At 58.8% G+C, this 15,659-nt stretch carries 12 protein-coding genes and 1 pseudogene; 7 read left to right on the top strand and 6 right to left on the bottom strand.

What is annotated here, in order from left to right; genetic code table 11:
* Nucleotide 1: 1 nt before the first annotated feature.
* Nucleotides 2-472 (bottom strand): tripartite tricarboxylate transporter TctB family protein, encoded by a 471-nt coding sequence (locus SULPSESMR1_RS11150; protein ID WP_240311469.1) that lies wholly within the window; start codon nt 470-472, stop codon nt 2-4.
* Between the two features lie 35 nt (nt 473-507).
* The gene (locus tag SULPSESMR1_RS11145) at nt 508-1,455 is read right to left on the bottom strand and encodes a Bug family tripartite tricarboxylate transporter substrate binding protein (protein WP_089422286.1); all 948 of its coding nucleotides are present in this window, start codon (nt 1,453-1,455) and stop codon (nt 508-510) included.
* Between the two features lie 132 nt (nt 1,456-1,587).
* On the opposite strand from SULPSESMR1_RS11145, the gene SULPSESMR1_RS11140 reads away from it, so the two are divergent.
* Complete coding sequence (locus SULPSESMR1_RS11140; RefSeq protein ID WP_089420886.1) at nt 1,588-2,472, top strand: LysR family transcriptional regulator; 885 nt, start codon at nt 1,588-1,590, stop codon at nt 2,470-2,472.
* Here the strand turns inward: SULPSESMR1_RS11140 and SULPSESMR1_RS25825 are convergent.
* Nucleotides 2,357-2,725, bottom strand: a complete 369-nt coding sequence (locus SULPSESMR1_RS25825; protein WP_157729008.1) for a hypothetical protein — start codon at nt 2,723-2,725, stop codon at nt 2,357-2,359. The two genes, SULPSESMR1_RS11140 and SULPSESMR1_RS25825, sit on opposite strands and share 116 nt — an antisense overlap.
* 381 nt (nt 2,726-3,106) lie before the next feature.
* Nucleotides 3,107-4,063 carry a GlxA family transcriptional regulator gene (locus tag SULPSESMR1_RS11135; RefSeq protein WP_089420885.1) on the bottom strand — a complete coding sequence of 319 codons (957 nt, stop codon included), beginning with the start codon at nt 4,061-4,063 and terminating at the stop codon, nt 3,107-3,109.
* An 84-nt stretch (nt 4,064-4,147) separates the two neighbouring features.
* On the opposite strand from SULPSESMR1_RS11135, the gene SULPSESMR1_RS11130 reads away from it, so the two are divergent.
* A complete protein-coding gene (locus SULPSESMR1_RS11130) occupies nt 4,148-5,338 on the top strand; it encodes an MFS transporter (RefSeq protein ID WP_198362788.1) in 1,191 nt (396 codons plus the stop codon).
* A gap of 183 nt (nt 5,339-5,521) precedes the next feature.
* Here SULPSESMR1_RS11130 and SULPSESMR1_RS11125 read toward each other — a convergent pair whose 3' ends face one another.
* The gene (locus SULPSESMR1_RS11125; protein ID WP_198362787.1) at nt 5,522-6,310 is read right to left on the bottom strand and encodes an IS110 family transposase; all 789 of its coding nucleotides are present in this window, start codon (nt 6,308-6,310) and stop codon (nt 5,522-5,524) included.
* Between the two features lie 238 nt (nt 6,311-6,548).
* On the opposite strand from SULPSESMR1_RS11125, the pseudogene SULPSESMR1_RS11120 reads away from it, so the two are divergent.
* A pseudogene (locus SULPSESMR1_RS11120) lies at nt 6,549-7,272 on the top strand (integrase core domain-containing protein).
* Here SULPSESMR1_RS11120 and SULPSESMR1_RS11115 read toward each other — a convergent pair.
* Nucleotides 7,197-7,508 (bottom strand): hypothetical protein, encoded by a 312-nt coding sequence (locus SULPSESMR1_RS11115; protein WP_157729007.1) that lies wholly within the window; start codon nt 7,506-7,508, stop codon nt 7,197-7,199. The pseudogene SULPSESMR1_RS11120 and the gene SULPSESMR1_RS11115 overlap by 76 nt on opposite strands.
* A gap of 340 nt (nt 7,509-7,848) precedes the next feature.
* Between SULPSESMR1_RS11115 and SULPSESMR1_RS11110 the strand changes: the two genes are divergently transcribed.
* The 4 genes from SULPSESMR1_RS11110 (at nt 7,849) to SULPSESMR1_RS11095 (ending at nt 15,567) form a co-directional block, all read left to right on the top strand.
* On the top strand, nt 7,849-11,172 hold the full coding sequence (locus tag SULPSESMR1_RS11110; protein WP_089420882.1) for a DUF2126 domain-containing protein: 3,324 nt from the start codon (nt 7,849-7,851) through the stop codon (nt 11,170-11,172).
* Nucleotides 11,173-11,182: 10 nt separating this feature from the next.
* Nucleotides 11,183-13,588, top strand: a complete 2,406-nt coding sequence (locus SULPSESMR1_RS11105; protein WP_089420881.1) for a circularly permuted type 2 ATP-grasp protein — start codon at nt 11,183-11,185, stop codon at nt 13,586-13,588.
* 2 nt (nt 13,589-13,590) lie between these two features.
* Nucleotides 13,591-14,469 carry a transglutaminase family protein gene (locus SULPSESMR1_RS11100; RefSeq protein WP_089420880.1) on the top strand — a complete coding sequence of 293 codons (879 nt, stop codon included), beginning with the start codon at nt 13,591-13,593 and terminating at the stop codon, nt 14,467-14,469.
* Nucleotides 14,470-14,583: 114 nt separating this feature from the next.
* Nucleotides 14,584-15,567 (top strand): zinc-binding metallopeptidase family protein, encoded by a 984-nt coding sequence (locus tag SULPSESMR1_RS11095; RefSeq protein ID WP_089420879.1) that lies wholly within the window; start codon nt 14,584-14,586, stop codon nt 15,565-15,567.
* Nucleotides 15,568-15,659 lie beyond the last annotated feature (92 nt).

Raw genomic sequence — 15,659 nt, 5'->3', positions numbered from 1 at the left:
TTCAAAGCACTCCACGCGGCAGGAATACGGTGAACACTTCGGCAAAAAGCCAGTTCAGCCCGAACGAGAACACAAGTGCGACCACGGCGGCAATGACAATGGATTTGGTCTGGCGCGGCATCAGCACCAGTTGCAGGCCGAACAGAAACGCAAAGCTGGCAATCGAAAACCCGAGCAAGGGGATCGCCAGCAGATAGACCGTGAGGGCCGCGAGACTGACAAACACCAGATAGCGCCGTTTGACCCACGCCTGCGTCTGGCTGGAAAAGTCGCGGTAGGCGGCAAGCGGTATCTGCCGCAGGGCATCGATAACCGCCAGGGCCGACATCAGAACCATTGCCGCAAATACGATTTTGGGAAAGGCACCTGCCCCTAGTTTTTCAAACCGCGACGCGGGGATGGCTGTTGCCGAAATGAACAGCCCGCCAGAGGCTGCGAACAGAAACACATAGCTGAGAAGGCGGGCAATCATGCCCGCCTCCTGCTCTTTTACAGGGGCATTGCCGCTCATGGGGCCAGAACCGACGACAGCGATTTCACCGTTTCATCCAGTTTGGCCAGATATGTGCGATAGGCGTCTTGTCCGCGAAACCCGACGTCGGCACCGGCGTTGTTTGTCTTTTCGATATAGTCGGGGTCTTGTGACAGATTCCGTAACGCGACCTCAAGCGAGTCACGCACCTCTTGCGGTGTGCCTTTGGGTACCACGATGCCACGGGTCACGTTCAGTTCCGGATCGTGACCCAGCTCTTTGAATGTGGGCACATCTGGCGCAGCTTCCATGCGGTTGGCAGAGCCTACGGCAAGAAAGGTCAGATTGCGGCTGTCCACAAATTGCTTGGCCGAACTGATATCGCCAATGGCCAGATCCAGATTGCCGCCGACCAAGGCGCGGATACGTTCGCCTGTTCCTTCATAGCCTACATATTTGAATTGTAGCCCGAACGCCTGTTCGATCATCGCGGCGTGCAGATGCGGCACGCCGCCAAGGGTCACGCCAATGGAAATTTCGCCGGGATTGGCCTGTGCATAGGTCACGAATTCTTCGAAGGTGCTGTAGTTGTCGCTGGCACCGGCCACCAGATACTGGGGCGAGGCTGTCATCAACGCGACGGGTTCGAAATCATCCCACGCCAGATCGGTGATGCCGGTTTCGGTCGCAACCAGAAGGCCTTCGTGAATCTGGCTGATGGTATAGCCGTCTGCGGCGCGGCGCGATGTTTCGCGCAGGCCTACAGTGCCGCCAACACCCGCTATGTTGATAACAGGCATCTCGGCACCCAGAAAAGGTTCTACATTGTTTGCGATCAGGCGCATCAACGTGTCAGACCCGCCACCGGGGGACCACGGCACAATAAATTCGACAGCGCGTTCAGGATAGGTATCGGCGCAGGCCGGCGCTGTAACAAGCGTGGCTGCGGTAATCAGGGCGGTCAGGCCTGCGCGAAATGTCATGATGTGGCTCCCGTTGAGAGAACGCAGCGGTTTGATCGCCGCAGGTTGTGTTTGCAGCACAGATAACACAAGAATAACCATGACAAAGTGCGTAATTATTGCCTTTATATATAGAATATCTTATCTTGATGCATGGACACTCGCCAACTGGAAACCCTTCTTGCCATTCAGCAACACGGTGGCTTTGCTGCGGCAGCACGGGCTGTCAATTTGACAGCTTCGGCAGTGAGCCAGCAAATCGCCGCTTTGGAGGCCGAGTTGGGCACACAGTTGTTCGACCGTTCCCGCCGCCCGCCGGTGCTGACTGTAAAAGGTGCCGAAATGGTGCGTTCCGCACAGTCGATATTGCAGATCGTGCGCGAGACGAAAGCGTCGGTTGGCAGTGGACCTGTGCGCGGCACTATGGCCTTCGGGTCGTTGCGCACGGGGGCCAGTTCGCTGGTTCCCAAATCGCTTGCCACACTCAGGGCCAGCTATCCCGACCTGCACTTTCGTTTGCGCGTCGGCATGTCCGAGGAATTGATGAGCGAGGTCGTGTCGGGGCAGCTTGATGCAGCACTTGTTGCCGATCATGTTGCCGTTCCGGCCAGCCTGCGCTGGACGCCGGTGATGACTGAGCCGCTGATCGTTCTGACGCCACCGGCAACCGGTGGCCTGTCCATCGATGAATTGGTAAACACTGTGCCTTACGTCCGCTACCGCACACAGGTGCCGCTGGCGCGTCAGATCGACACCGAAATTGCGCGGCTTGGTGTGGCACCCCGACAGATTGTTTCTGTCAATACCATGTCGGCGGTGGTGGGGTGTGTGCAGGCGGGGCTGGGGTTTGCCATTGTTCCGCAGGTTGCATTGCAGGATATGGTCACTGCGTCGCTGGACTGGTTTCCTTTCGGCTCGCCACCTATTCATCGCAGGCTTGGCCTTGTGCGGCGTGCCACGTCACGTCGCGAGGAAGTTCTTGTGGCTCTTGTCGCCGCGTTGACCCATCATGGCCGCCCGCGCGACACCCATGACTAGATACATTCGTATCACTTGGAGAGGTTGCATCGTCAAAGCCGACGGGGAAGATGGCCGTAACCGGGACGCGCATGTCCTCCAGTTCATCTGATAGCCCCTGAACAAGACCCGCCTGTGCGAACCTTGCAGCAGTAAATACCATCGACACCCTTTCAAGCAGAAGGTTTTGCACCCCGCTCATCGATACGATCATGTGGATGTCGGTATCCTCCCTCGCTTTCATACACCGGAGGAAATGGCGGGTCAGGATCAACGATGTAGTGGTGCAGACCCGGCGCAGGTCTCTATTTCAATGTCGGAATGCTCATTCGCAACGAGCGGACCCGCGACCTGACAAATTTCATTATCGACAAGGTCACAAATGACCGTACCCCTAACCAGACCTTTGCGCGATTGTATCGGCCCTTGTTCAAAGCGCTGCCTTAATGCGGCCTAATAAGATAAGGCGCGGACCTGCATCGGCCATAACAATGGTCAACGCGGCACCAAGCCCACGCCCGTAGTCGGGTATTTTTCGATCGGTAATTCGCATCTGTTTATCTTCACTATGTTCTAGCGTCGCGACTTCAGAGGTTGATGGCTGCAATTTCAAGTTAACTTGAGGTTAAAAGTTACTTTTAGGGCAATAGAAAGCTCAGGTGAACATATTGCGATACTCACTCAACTGAACTCCGAGTCGGCGCTGGAATGCCCGGCGCATACGTTGTATATCGCCAAAACCGCTCTCGGCGGCAATTTGCTTCAGCGGCAGGATGCCTGACAACAGGCTGCGGGCGTGATCAACGCGAACCTTTTCCACGAACTGCGCCGGTGTTTCGTTTGTGTCGCGCTTGAACCGCCGCGTCAGGGTACGTGCGTTCATCCCCGCCGCATCCGCCAAGGCGTCAAGCGACCAGTCCAGGTGCGGTGCTGCAACCACCTTTTCAATAAGCTGCGTTAGGGTTTCGCCCTTCGCGAATTGTCCGGCCAGGTGAAAGGCATACTGGCTTTGCCCGCCCGTGCGGCGCAACTGGACAACAAGTTCGCGCGCAACCGAAAGCGCGACAGTCGGCCCGCAATCAACCTGAATGATGGAAAGCGCAAGATCGATGCCGGTGGTCACGCCAGCGGATGTGAAAACCTTGCCCTGGGTGATGCTGATGCGATCCAGGTTCCAGGAGATGTTGGGATAGTTGCGGGTGTCTTCCTCGCGCGACCAATGTGTCGTCGCCTCCAGTCCGTCCAGAACGCCTGCCGCGGCCAAGATCAGTGCCCCTGAGCAAACAGAGATCACGCGACCCTCGGTTTTGGCACGTTGTTGGATAATTTCGCGCAAGCTGGCGTTGCCGATCAAGGCATCGACTCCCGCGCCCCCGGGGATCAAAAGGTCTGCGCCCCTCGCTGCAGATGTAAGCTTGTCATCGGCAACCAGCCGCAAGCCACAGCCCGAGCGCACGGGTGCCCCGTCAATTGAAACAAACTGGATCTGGTACCTGTTGCGACCATGCGTATTCGCCGCCTCGAACGCCTGAACCGGCCCTGCCGCGTCCAGCAGATTCACATCGTCGAATAGCAACACATCTATTTTGCGACCGCCGCGGTGATTGTCCATAATTGAGACCTTATTGTCATTTAAGACATATCCTGTCCGCCCTATACGTGACTGTGTCAACCCGGGCGAACAGGAATTTTGCAGATGTCAGTTGTGTCATTTACCCGAAACGGGAATTTTATAGGCCTGCTGTTGGCCAACACGATTCTCGGGTTTGCGATGCCGATGCTGCTTATTCTGGGCGGCTTGACGGGACTGCAACTGGCCTCGGACACGGCGCTTGTCACTTTGCCTGCTTCAGTTCAAACGCTGGCTGGGATGCTGGCAGCAGCGCCATTTTCCGTGGTAATGGGGCGGTTTGGCCGCAGGGCTGGCTTTGCTGCCGGCGGCATATTGGCCCTTGTGGGGGCCGGGATCGGTGCGTTTGCACTAATCACGGGCAACTTTGTTCTGTTGTGCCTGGGGCATTTTATTCTTGGCGCGGCCTTGTCGTCGTTTCAGTATTTCCGCTTTGCCGCTGCCGAGGTAGTCAGCCCTGATTGGCAACCAGTCGCGATCTCGCTGATGCTGACCTCTGGCCTCGTGGCTGCGATTGGCGGGCCGCAAATTTTCATCATGGCCAAAGATGCACTTGCGCCAATTCCCTTGGCGGGTGCTTACGTGGCTCTAGCAGCTGTGATTGTGGTCGGTATGGTGCCGTTGGCATTGGTCCGCATCCCAACGGCACCCATTGCAAAGACCCATGCAACCACCAAACGATTTGCGTCTTTTGCTGTTTTGCGGCGCGGCCCTGTGCGGCGAGCGGTCGGCATTGCGGCAATTTCTCAAGGCGTGATGATTTTCATGATGATACCAACACCTCTCGCGATGTTGGGTTGTGGGTTTACCGAAGCTGTCGCGGGCGATGTCATACGGTGGCACGTCGTTGCAATGTTCGCGCCAAGTTTTGTGACGGGGTTTCTGATAAAATGGTTCGGCAAGGAGAGCATTGCGCTGACTGGGTTGGTGATCCTGGCGATCGCCGCGGTTGCGGGTGCTGCTGGCCTGTCCTCAGCGCATTTCTACGGGTCGCTGATCTTGCTGGGGGTCGGCTGGAACTTTAGCTTCATAGGCGCCACGAGCATGTTGGCAAGTGCGGTTACAGACGCCGAAAAGTCTGCGGTGCAGGGGGTGAATGACACGATCATTGCGCTTGTATCAACGATTTGCGCTTTCGCGGCGGGATTGGTTGTTACCGGGCTTGGTTGGGCGGTGGTTGCCATTGTTTCGATGATCATCGTGGTGCTGGCGGTTGGGGCGCTTGTATTGAGCAAAGCGCAACCCGCCTCCGCCTAGCAATTGTGTTTATCAGCCCGCCTGATGCCTCCAATTCTCACCGGTTTTGAGGATCGCGTTTGCGATGGTGATCAGCCTTCGTGCGATGGCAATGATGACTACCTTGTGCGGCTTTCCGTGCTCTTTCATGCGCTTTGCCACTGTCTTCAGCAGCGGGTTGTGGCATGCGGCGGCAAGTGCTGCCTAGAAGAGGACGTGTCGCAGTGCCCGTCGTCCTCCAGCGATTGCCCGCCTGCCTCGCATTGCGCCGCTGTCATGAGGCACTGGCGCCAAGCCCGCCATGGCTGCAGCCTCGCCTGCTGTCATGCGGCCGAGCTCCGGCATCTCCGCAATCAACATGGCTGCAGAAACCGGGCCGATGCCGGGAATGGAACGAAGAAGGTGAGCTTTGGTGGCGGACGTTTCTTCGCTTGAAATGGCGCGGTTGATGCGCTGCTCGAGGTCGCTGATTTGAGCATCCAGCATGGCTTTCAATTCGGCATCGAGATCCTCGATGTCTGCGGGGATGCCTTGTTTCTTGCGTGCCGAGATCTGCGCCGTCAGCCGCTTGCGCATTTCGACGATCTGAGCGCGTCGCGTCGTCAGGGCCCTGAGAACACGCAAGTTATCACTTGGCAACGTCCGCCCGGCCTCGGGCCGGAACATCATGAAATGGGCGATGAGTTCTGCATCGATCCGGTCCGTCTTGGCCCGTGTACCCCGCGACATGGCAAAAGCCTTGATCTGGGCGGGAGGAAGTTGCCGCGCCTCGTCCCCCGCCTCGACAAGCGCGGCCCACAATGCCCATTCCTGTCCGCCGGTTGCCTCAAACCCGACCTGAACGAGTTCGGACATCTGACAGATCATCGAAATCAGTTCTTCATGCCCTTCTGGTGAATTGGCCAAGCGAAACCTCTGCAGGCCAGGAAGACGAAATCCGTCCAACCAGTCGCGGGACACATCTATCCCGATCACATTAATTGCTGCTATCATGTCACTCTCTCTTCCTTATGCTTCGCGGTCCCACGAACGGGCCGCCGTCAATTGTTCGAGACGGTGAGGAGAGGTAGGATCAGCCGGCTAGCGCACGTGGTCAGGCCACAAGGTGTTCAGCGCTGTATCCTACCCCGTCGTTGGCCCTGGCCGGGGCCGACGACGGGCCGAATATAGCAGAGACGGGACACATAAGATGTTTGATCCCACGGTTTGATGGGGCGATCCTTTCGCAGGAATGGAAGGAAGCATAGCGGGACAAGTTCGTCACGAAAGCGCCACGGCCATGCCCGCCGTCAGAGCCGCAATACAGGGTTCCACTGTCCGGCAGTGCATTGGGCAGTAATGGTCCGAAAGGGGAAATCTTCGCTCGCGCAGTTGAGCAAGGAACTGGGTATCAATCCCAAGACCGTCGCGAAATGGCGCAAACGTGCGACGGTCGCGGATTTGAAGACCGGGCCGAGGGAGTCGCGTTCGACCGTTCTGACCGAAGCGGACGAGACAATGATCGCCGCATTCCGGCGGCACACACTGCTGCCGCTGGATGATTGTCCCTATGCTCTCCAACCGTCCGTTCCGTATCCATACGATCCTGATTGTGAGCGGCATCCAGTCCGCCAAGCGGTCACATAATCCGAGCACAACATTTTCGCGGCAGATGCGGTTCGACATGATCTGCGAGGCAAATGGGATCGAGCATCGACTGACCAAGCCAAACCTTCCGTGGTCCAATGGTCAGGCCAAACGAATGAACCGCATGATCAAGGAGGCGACAGGAAAGCGATGCCATTACGACAGCCATGATCAACTGCGCACGTACCTCGCCGACTCCATGGCCGCTTACAACCTTGCACTTCGGCTCAAGTCCCTCAACGGCGCTCACGCGCTACGAAAATATCTGCAAGATCTGGACTTCTGCGTCAGACAGATTCATCATCAATCCGATGCACCAAACGCAGTAACTGAGCACATAAAACCGTTTGAGCGCATCAACCTTACTGCGGTTGCACGGCTTTGCTGCGTGCCATATCTTGGCGAATTCGTCGCTGTTGTGGTCTTGTTTGCGCACGATCTGTTCATACTCCGTGCCGATAAATCCGGACGCTTCAACGCCCAGCAAGCCGCAAAACCGTTCGTTGATCGACATGATCTTGCGGTCGGGCGAGACGCGGGCAATGATATGGTCGGCTTTGGACATTCGCAATTCCGGTTTCAAATCGTCCAACCCGGGATTGTTTTCTTGGCCCAAACCATCGCGGTATCCGGGGGGCCAATTCACAACTTCGGCCGCCAATGACTTTAAAACCGTAAAGATGCCTGCAATTGGGCGCCTCACCTCTTTTTGTGAAATTGCCGATAGAGCGTACCTTTTGTTGGGCAGATCGCAATAACGCCCACGTGCGTAACGCAAGGTTTTGCCCTGTTTCCAAGCGATTGGTCGCAATTGCAGCCTGGTAGAGCTACATTATCCGCGAAACCGCATGTTAGACGTTGCTGCGACCCAAGCGCGGCGCGATGGTGCGCGAAAGGAGACTTTCATGTCGATCACCGCAAGCATCTATCACCTGACGCATTATAAGTATGACCGCCCCGTCACGCTCGGGCCGCAAATTATCCGTCTGCGGCCTGCGCCGCATTCACGCACGCGAGTGATTTCGCACGCTTTGTCGGTCTCTCCATCAGAGCATTTCGTGAACCACCAGCATGACCCCTATGGCAACTGGATGGCGCGGCTGGTTTTTCCCGAACCGGTTCGGGAATTCAAGATCGAGGTGGATCTGGTTGCGGATATGTCCGTTTATAACCCGTTCGATTTCTTCGTCGAAGACAGCGCCAAGGATTTTCCGTTTACATACGGTGAAGAGATCGCGGATGACCTCTCAATCTACCTAAAAACCGAAACTGCGGGCCCGTTGCTTCAGCAATTCCTGACATCGGTGCCGCGCGACAAGATGGTTACGATCGACTTTCTAGTGGCGTTGAATATGCGGCTGGCCAACGAAATCAACTATGAAATTCGCATGGAACCCGGTGTGCAAACGCCCGAAGTCACGCTGGGCCGCGCCTCCGGGTCGTGCCGCGACAGCAGTTGGTTACTGGTGCAGATTCTGCGCAATCTCGGGATAGCCGCGCGTTTTGTTTCGGGCTATCTGATCCAGTTGAAACCGGACCTCGTCGCGTTGGACGGGCCTGCGGGTACAGACCATGATTTTACCGACCTGCACGCATGGGTCGAGGTTTACCTGCCCGGTGCGGGCTGGATCGGTCTGGACCCGACTTCGGGATTGTTGGCGGGCGAAAGCCACATTCCGCTGGCCGCGACTCCGCACTACGCCAATGCCGCACCAATCACGGGCGTTGCAAGTTTTGCCGAGGTTGCTTTTTCCTTTGACATGCAGGTCAAGCGCACAGCCGAACATCCGCGCATCACCAAGCCGTTCTCGGATGCGTCATGGGACGCGTTGAACGCCTTGGGCCAGAAGATCGACAAACGGCTTGAGGATGGCGATGTGCGTCTGACCATGGGCGGCGAGCCGACATTCGTGTCGATTGACGACTTTGAAAACCCCGAGTGGAACTCGGATGCTGTTGGCCCCACAAAACGGGTGCTGGCCGACAAATTGATCCGCCGTTTGCAAGACAGGTTTTCAAACGGTGGGCTGCTGCACTACGGACAGGGCAAATGGTATCCGGGCGAGACGCTGCCGCGTTGGACCTTTTCGCTGTACTGGCGCAAGGACGGCAAGCCGATCTGGAACAATCCCGACCTGTTGGCCCGCGAAGATACCAACGAGGACGTTGGCCCCGAAGACGCCAAGGCATTGCTGGACAGTATCGCCGAACATCTGGCCGTGCCGCAGGAAAACGTGCTTCCCGCTTTCGAAGATCCTGCCGACTGGATTATCAAAGAGGCCAGCCTGCCGGAAAATGTGACACCCGAAAACAACAAGCTGAAAGATCCCGAAGAGCGCGCCCGTATCGCGCGGGTGTTCGAACGTGGTCTGACCACACCTGCCGGATATGTGTTGCCGGTGCAGCGTTGGCAGGCGCGTGCCGAAAGCCGCTGGATGTCCGAAGTCTGGAACATGCGCCGCGGCAAGGTTTTTCTGGTCGCCGGTGACAGCCCTGTGGGCTATCGTCTGCCGCTGGGAACGTTGCCGCATATCCCCGAGACCGACTTTCCCTTCATCAATCCGCAAGACCCGATGGAAGAGCGGGCACCGCTGGCCAACCCCGCTGACATCGCGGCGCGCCCGCAGGCTGTCGCGCACCGCACCGATGCCACTGCAGGGCAGGAGGTTGTGGAACAAACAATGGCCAAGGACGGCGATCTGAGCGGCGCCGTGCGCACCGCCATCTCGGTCGAGCCGCGCGACGGACGTTTGTGCGTCTTCCTGCCGCCTGTGGAAACGCTGGAGGATTATCTTGAACTGATCGCTGCGACCGAAGCAGCGGCCAGAACGACCGGCCACAAGGTGCTGATCGAGGGGTATAGCCCGCCCGGCGATCCGCGTATCGACGTGATCCGCGTGGCCCCCGATCCCGGCGTGCTCGAGGTTAATATTCACCCTGCGTCCACTTGGGGTGAATGTGTGAACACAACCGAGATCGTTTATGAACAGGGGCGCCAGTGCCGTCTGGGCGCGGACAAATTTATGATCGACGGACGCCATACGGGCACCGGCGGTGGTAATCATGTGGTTGTCGGCGGTTCCAAACCCGCCGACAGCCCCTTTTTGCGCCGTCCAGATCTGCTGAAAAGCCTGATCCATTTCTGGCAGCGTCATCCCAGTCTGTCCTATCTGTTTTCGGGCACCTTTGTCGGCCCGACCAGTCAGGCGCCGCGCATCGACGAGGCGCGTCATGACCAACTTTACGAGGTGGAAATCGCGCTGGACCAGATATGGCCGCCAGAAAAGGGCGATGTGCCACCACCTTGGCTGACCGACCGTTTGTTGCGCAACAGCCTGATTGACGTCACCGGCAACACCCACCGGACCGAGATATGCATCGACAAGTTGTATTCGCCCGATGGTCCGACGGGCCGCTTGGGTCTGGTCGAATTCCGCGGCTTCGAGATGCCGCCCAACCCACGCATGAGTCTTGCGCAGCAGGTGTTGATCCGCGCGATCATCGCACGGTGCTGGGATGACCCGATCAGCGGTAAACTGACCCGTTGGGGTACGCAGTTGCACGACCGCTTCATGCTGCCCGAGTTTATCTGGGACGATTTCCTCGAAGTGCTCGACGACCTTCAGGCGCACGATATGGCGTTGGACCCGATGTGGTTCGAGGCCCAGGCCGAATTCCGTTTCCCGTTCTGCGGTCAGGTCACTTACGAAGGGTTGACACTGGAATTGCGTCAGGCACTTGAGCCATGGCATGTGCTGGGGGAAACCGGCGCGATTGGTGGTACTGTGCGCTATACCGACAGCTCGGTCGAGCGATTGCAGGTCAAACTGACGGGCGCAAACCCCGACCGCTATCAGGTTACCGCCAACCAGCGGGTCGTGCCCTTGGCCCAGACCCGTGCGCCGCAGTCGCGTGTGGCGGCAGTACGCTACAAGGCGTGGAAGCCTGCGCAGTCGATGCATCCAGTGCTTGAGGTTGACGCGCCGCTGACCTTTGACATCTACGATACGTGGACAGGCCGATCGCTTGGCGGGTGCCGTTATCATGTGGCACACCCCGGCGGGCGTAACTTTGACACGTTCCCGGTCAACGGAAACGAGGCCGAAGCGCGGCGCTTGTCGCGGTTCGAACCGCTGGGTCACACCACGGGTGCCTTTACGCCACCATCGGAAATACCACACCCCGAGTTCCCATTGACGCTTGACCTGCGGAGACGCGCGGGGTTGTAGTCAGCCGGATATGGCCAGCAGACAAATAAACACAGGCGTGGCAGGCAATGACTTGCTTGCCAACTACGCCACACAACCGGGCGTCCACGACGAGATGATCGGCGTGGACGGCGCAGTGAAACCTGCATGGCGTGACCTGATGGACCACCTTGGCGGGTTGACCACCGAAGGGTTGGCCCACCGCTTTGCCCGTGGCGACCAGTATCTGCGCGAGGCGGGCGTGTTCTATCGTCAGTATGACGACACGGTGTCGTCCGAACGCGAATGGCCGCTTAGTCATATTCCGGTGGTATTGGGCGAAAGCGAATGGGCCGAGATCGGCGCAGGGCTGGTTCAGCGTGCCGACCTGCTGGAATATGTGGTGCGGGATTTCTACGGCGCGAACGATCTGGTCCGCTCGGGTCAGATCCCCGCAGCACTGTTGGGTCAGAATCCTGCGTGGTTGCGCCCGATGATGGGCGTCCAACCCAAATCCGAACCCTTTCTGAATTTCCTGTCTTTCGAGATCGGGCGCGGTCCGGATGGCAAATGGTGGGTCATCAGCGATTTGGTGGAAACACCTTCGACCACCGGCTTTGCCATCGAAAACCGCGTGGCCCTGTCGCGTGTGTTTCCGAACTTTTTCAGCAATTCCAACGTGCATCGTATCGCAGGTTTTTTTCAGGCAATCCAGCAGCGTCTGTTCGACCTCAAGGGCAAGGGCGCGGGCCAGATCGCCATGCTCAGCCCCGGACCGATGAACCAGCACTATGCTGAACACACCTATCTGGCGCGCTATCTGGGTCTTTTGCTGGTCGAGGGCGAGGATCTGATCGTCTCGAACGGTCAGGCGATGGTGCGCACGGTCTCGGGGCCAAAACCACTGAGCCTGCTTTGGAACCGTGTCCCTGCGGCGATGATCGACCCGCTGGAACTGGATGCGGGATCGCTGATTGGCACGCCGGGCTTGCTGGACGCACTGCGCAGGCGCACGCTGCGGACCCTGAACGCAGAAGGTGCCGGCCTGCTAGAGACCCGCGCATTGATGGCCTTTCTGCCCAAGATTGCGCGGCAGCATCTGGGCCAACCCCTGATTATGCCCAATATCGCGACGTGGTGGTGTGGCCATGCCGCCGAGCGCGATCATGTGATCAAACATTGCGAACAGATGATGGTGGGCTCGGCCTTTTCCACCGTGCCGTTGATGGCGGATCCAAGCATGTTCGTGTTCGATGCGGACAAACAGGGCAGTTTTCCCGATCATGTGATCAAACTGTTGCAGACCTCAGGGCGCGAACTGGTGGGGCAAGAGACCGTGACCCTGTCGACCACGCCGGTCTACGAAAACAACCAGCTTGTGGCGCGGCCAATGTGTCTGCGGGTGTTTCTGGTACGCACGGCCAGCGGCTGGCAGATGATGCCCGGTGGCTATGCCCGCGTCAGCGGTGGCAACGACCCCAAGGCGTTGGCAATGCAGCGCGGCGGGCAGGTGGCCGACGTGTGGATCGTATCCGACACGCCAGTGCCGCAAACCAGCCTGTTGACGCCCAAAGCCGATGCGCCCGCGCGCGCCTTCTCGGAAGCGGCGCTGCCGTCGCGCGCCGCCGACAACCTGTTCTGGGTCGGGCGCAACGTCGAACGCGCCGAATTCAACGTGCGCCTGTTCCGCGCCTATTTCGCCCGCGTCAGTGACGGCGTGCGCCACGATGCACCGATCCTGCGTTATATCCGCAAGCATCTGATGTACGGCGTGGCCCAAGACGTGGCAACGATGGCCGGACGGTTTGAAACACCACTGTATCAGGCGTTGCAGGCCGCAACCAAGATCGGTGACCGCTTTTCGCCCGACGGGATGAAGGCGCTTAAGGACATTGTGTCGGACGTGGACCGTCTGCGCGCGGAAAAGGTCGAGCCGGACGAAATTCTGTCGGAAATCAGCCTGCTCTTGCGCAAGATCACCGGGTTTTCCGGCTTGGTGCACGAGAACATGTATCGCTCGCACGGGTGGCGCTTTCTCAGCCTCGGCACTTCACTTGAAAGGGCGGCCGGCATGACGCGGGTGCTGCGCGAACTGGGGCACAAGGATGCGCCCGATGGCGCGCTGAATCTTGCGCTGGAACTGGGCGACAGCATTGTGTCGCACCGCGCGCGGTTCTCGGTGGTGGCAGACATCGCATCGGTGTTTCACATGCTGGCGCTGGATACCTACAACCCGCGCTCGATCCGGTTTCACGTCGCCCGCGCCAACGAGCAGATCAAAGAGCTTCCGGGCCAGACGGGCGGCGCGGTTCTGGGCGATGTGGCGCGACGCATCTTGCTGTTGGACACCCAACTGGCAACCATCACCACCGACGGGCTGACGCCCAAGCTGTTTGACAAGATCGAACGCGAACTATGGGCGCTGTCCGACGCGCTGACCGAAGCCTATCTGGTGTGACAATGGAATATGATATCCGCCTGTCCCTGTCCCACACCTATCATTTGCCTGCAGGAAACGGGCGGCATGTGGTGCGTGTGGTGCCGCGCGCACTGGGCCAGCGCCAGCAGTTGAAGCTGTCGATGCTGACGATCACGCCGTCACCGTCCGAGCAGTTCGACAGCGTTGATTTCTTTGGCAACCAGACCACCACCTTTGTTCATGCGGATGTGCACAGCAAAATGGTGATTTCGATGGCCTGCCGGGTTGCGGTGCAAGCGCCCGCGCCGTTGCTGGACTTTCCGTTGGACGCGGCGCAACTGGCGGTCGAACTGGCGGACCTGCGCGAAATGGGGCCGCTGTCACCCACGCATTTTCTGGGCCCGTCGCCGCGTCTGGCTGCAAACTCCGAAATCTCGGCCTTTGCCCACAGCATCCGCCGCGATGCAGAAAGTGTTGCGGACACAGTCGTGCGGCTGGGCGAGGCGCTGCACGCGCTTATGACCTTTGATCCGACAGCCACCACCGTGGACACCAATCCGGTCGATGCCTTTATCCAGAAACGCGGGGTCTGTCAGGACTATAGTCATATCATGATCCTCGCCCTGCGGTCTCTCGGCATTCCCGCAGGCTATGTCAGCGGCTACTTGCGCACCTTGCCGCCCAAGGGGGGCACCCGTCTGGAAGGGGCCGATGCCATGCACGCCTGGGTCAAGGCGTGGTGCGGTGCGGCGTTGGGATGGGTGGAGTACGACCCCACCAACCGCTGCGTCGTGGGTACGGATCACATCGTTGTGGGTTACGGGCGCGACTACGCCGATGTCAGCCCCGATATCGGCCATCTGCGATCGGCAGGGAACCAGACCACCGTACAGTCTGTTGATGTCAAAGTGGTGACCTGAGCAGCGCCACCTGCCCAGACCCCGCGCCGCACGCGCAAATACCGCCCTGATCCCTTCGCCCTGTCAAACGGCAGGGACACCGCCAAGACGGCCTTTTAGAACGGACCACACGCAATGCGTATTCATGCCTGCCCCAACTGCAAGGCCACCGCTTACTTCTCGAACCTGCGCTGCATTTGCGGCAACACACTGGTCTATGATCCTGAACAAGATGGCTTTTTCGCTGGCAGGAAAAGCTGTGCCAACCGGTCGCGGATCGGCTGCAACTGGGTGGCCGAGCAGGGCGACACGGACCTTTGCCGGTCGTGTGCCATGACTGAAGTGGTGCCCGATATCGAACAGGGCGACAATCTGGCTCTGTGGTCGCGCGCCGAGGCGTCCAAGCGTTGGGTGCTGGCGACGCTGGGCCGCTGGGGCTGGTTCACCGATGCCGATCAGGGGCCGAACCCGCGTTTTCATCTGCTGTCCGAGGACACCGCCAAAGGCCGTACCAACGTCATAATGGGTCACCAGAACGGACTGGTCACCATCAATTTGGCAGAAGCCGATCCCATCGAAGAGGTCCGCCGCCGCGAGGCGCTGAGCGAACGGTTGCGCACCATGACAGCCCACTTTCGGCACGAGATCGCGCATTTCCTGTACGAACGTCTGGCCGTCGATCACCCCGATTTTGCATCCCGCTTCGGTCGGGTCTTTGATGATCCGCAGGCGGATTACGGTGCTGCGCTTAAACGTCACTATGCCAACGGCGCGCCTGCCGACTGGAACAACCGCTTTATCACGCCCTATGCTTCGGCCCACGCGCACGAGGATTGGGCAGAGACATCGGCGCATGTGATGCACCTGACCGACATGCTTGACAGCGCGGTCGAGGCAGGGCTGACGCTTCCGGTCCTGAACAACCTCAAATACGACGCCTATGCCGAATCCAGCGCCAAGGCCCTGATCGAAACGGCGGGGGCATATGGTCTGGCGCTGAACCATGTGAACCGGTCCATCGGTCAGAACGATATCTATCCCTTCGTGCACAGCCGCATTGTTCTGGAGAAAATGGTGTCAGCACACGGCTGGCTTTGCAGGGCAGGGGGCCGTGCCTGATTATTGCACCGGCGTTTGTTCGTGTTTGCCGCGGACAATACCAGTGCAAAAAGCCCCATTATAGTGTGACCGACACGGCAAACCCGTCTGTT

It is taken from the genome of Pseudosulfitobacter pseudonitzschiae (genome assembly GCF_002222635.1).
In the GTDB taxonomy this organism is placed as follows: domain Bacteria; phylum Pseudomonadota; class Alphaproteobacteria; order Rhodobacterales; family Rhodobacteraceae; genus Pseudosulfitobacter; species Pseudosulfitobacter pseudonitzschiae_A.
This window is presented reverse-complemented; position numbering and strand designations above follow the sequence as displayed.

Coding starts and splice junctions, on each gene's coding strand:
- SULPSESMR1_RS11135 (WP_089420885.1), bottom strand. CDS start 4,063: ATGGACAATCACCGCGGCGGTCGCAAAATAGATGTGTTGCTATTCGAC.
- SULPSESMR1_RS11110 (WP_089420882.1), top strand. CDS start 7,849: ATGTCGATCACCGCAAGCATCTATCACCTGACGCATTATAAGTATGAC.
- SULPSESMR1_RS11105 (WP_089420881.1), top strand. CDS start 11,183: ATGGCCAGCAGACAAATAAACACAGGCGTGGCAGGCAATGACTTGCTT.
- SULPSESMR1_RS11100 (WP_089420880.1), top strand. CDS start 13,591: ATGGAATATGATATCCGCCTGTCCCTGTCCCACACCTATCATTTGCCT.
- SULPSESMR1_RS11130 (WP_198362788.1), top strand. CDS start 4,148: ATGTCAGTTGTGTCATTTACCCGAAACGGGAATTTTATAGGCCTGCTG.
- SULPSESMR1_RS11125 (WP_198362787.1), bottom strand. CDS start 6,310: ATGATAGCAGCAATTAATGTGATCGGGATAGATGTGTCCCGCGACTGG.
- SULPSESMR1_RS11140 (WP_089420886.1), top strand. CDS start 1,588: ATGGACACTCGCCAACTGGAAACCCTTCTTGCCATTCAGCAACACGGT.
- SULPSESMR1_RS11095 (WP_089420879.1), top strand. CDS start 14,584: ATGCGTATTCATGCCTGCCCCAACTGCAAGGCCACCGCTTACTTCTCG.
- SULPSESMR1_RS11150 (WP_240311469.1), bottom strand. CDS start 472: ATGATTGCCCGCCTTCTCAGCTATGTGTTTCTGTTCGCAGCCTCTGGC.
- SULPSESMR1_RS11115 (WP_157729007.1), bottom strand. CDS start 7,508: ATGTCCAAAGCCGACCATATCATTGCCCGCGTCTCGCCCGACCGCAAG.
- SULPSESMR1_RS11145 (WP_089422286.1), bottom strand. CDS start 1,455: ATGACATTTCGCGCAGGCCTGACCGCCCTGATTACCGCAGCCACGCTT.